The organism is Streptomyces sp. NPDC050636 (assembly GCF_040654775.1).
Taxonomy (GTDB): Bacteria; Actinomycetota; Actinomycetes; order Streptomycetales; family Streptomycetaceae; genus Streptomyces.
Window position 1 is genome coordinate 1 of the sequence record NZ_JBFAIP010000262.1, and the last position, 1,528, is coordinate 1,528.

Sequence of the window (1,528 nt, forward strand, 5' to 3'; positions counted from 1 at the left end):
CTGGTCGTCTCGGCGAACCGCAGGGGGCAAGGCACACCGGGGCCCGGCGTCGGGGCCGGTACGCCGTCGGGCGGCGAGGACGCCACGGGAGGACGATCCGGGCGGCGCGGGTCTCATGGCAGGCGCCGTAAGCGTTGAGTAACCGAAGGGGTCGCGGTCAGCCGACCGGCGCCTCCATGAGGATCTGGTCCAGCGCGGCCTCCAGGGTGAGGACGATCCTGGGCCGCACCGACGTCCTCACTGCCCGTTATGACGATCGCCTCGTCCACGCTGGGTACCTCTGGGCCTTCGCCTCTCTGCGAGTGTCCTCGGACGCGCACGCCCATTACGGGCGTCGGCGCGAGAAGGGCGACTGGCGCGCAGCCGCCCTGAGGAACCTCTTCAACCGGATGCTCGGCCAGCTCCACCACTGCCTCTGACACCGCGTCCACTACGACGAACAGAGTGCGTTCGGTTCAGCTCTATCGAACGCGGTCTGACCGCGAGCTGAGGTAGATCGGCGGACACATCATTTGAGGAGGCAGCGCAACTCGACCAGTGTGAGCCAGGTTTGCGGATCGGGCTCGACGTAGGCCGCACGAACGACATAGGGCCCGGTCTCCAGGTGGACCCGTACGTGATCGAGATCTCCGCATGACTGAACGGACACTCCAGTTCCCCAGGACGTCCTAGGCTCAAGACGGTGGGTCATGCCGTTTCAGTTCACCCTGGGGAGTGTTCACGATGCAGCAACCGAGGCATGCCGTGGTGACCGGGAGCGCCGGATTAGTCGGTTCGGCGATCGTGCGCCGTCTCAGAGCCGCGGGCTGCCTGGTCGTCGGCGTCGACCGCCTGCCATCCCCCGACACGTCCGTGGTAGCGGACCTGCGTGACCCTGCGGCGTGGCGTCATGTGCTGCCCGGGGCCAGGGCAGTTGTCCACACGGCGGCTCTGCACGCTCCTCACGTCGGTGTACACCCGGACGACGAGTTCCGCGAGACCAACGTCGGGGCGACCCGGGACCTGCTGGACGCCTCGTCCGCTGCGGGAGTGCGCCGTTTCGTCTACACGAGCTCGACCTCGGTGTACGGGTACGCGCTGGAGCCGACGGACGAGGCGGTCTGGATCACCGAGGACGTCACCTGCCGGCCGCGCGACATCTACGACGAGACGAAACGGGCGGCCGAACGCCTGGTGCTCTCCGCAGCGGGCGCGATGAGCACGGTGTGTCTGCGCATCGCCCGGTGTTTCCCTGAACCGTCGGCGGTCCGGGCCCGGCACCGGCTCTACCGGGGCGTGGACATAGCCGACGTGACAGAGGCTCACCTGCTCGCCGTCCTGGGCCCCCAGGAGGCGGCCGGGGTACTGAACATCGCCGGCCCGTATCCGTGGCGGACGGAGGACCGAAAGCAGCTGCGGCGCGATCCGGCCGCGCTCATCGCGCGGCGGGTCCCCGAGGTGGCGGCCGGCTTCGGCCGGCTCGGATGGGCGTTGCCGACGTCGATCGACTGGGTGTACGTGTCGGCGCGGGCGGGGGCGGTGCTTGGCT

The 1,528-nt window shown here is 69.2% G+C and carries 1 protein-coding gene and 1 pseudogene; both read left to right on the forward strand.

Annotated elements, in window-relative coordinates:
• Window positions 1-251 precede the first annotated feature (251 nt).
• Window positions 252-419 (forward strand): annotated as a pseudogene (locus AB0I10_RS41135) (IS110 family transposase); the annotation flags it as partial.
• A gap of 304 nt (window positions 420-723) precedes the next feature.
• On the forward strand, window positions 724-1,528 hold an 805-nt coding region (locus AB0I10_RS41140; protein WP_363157851.1), incomplete at its 3' end, for an NAD(P)-dependent oxidoreductase.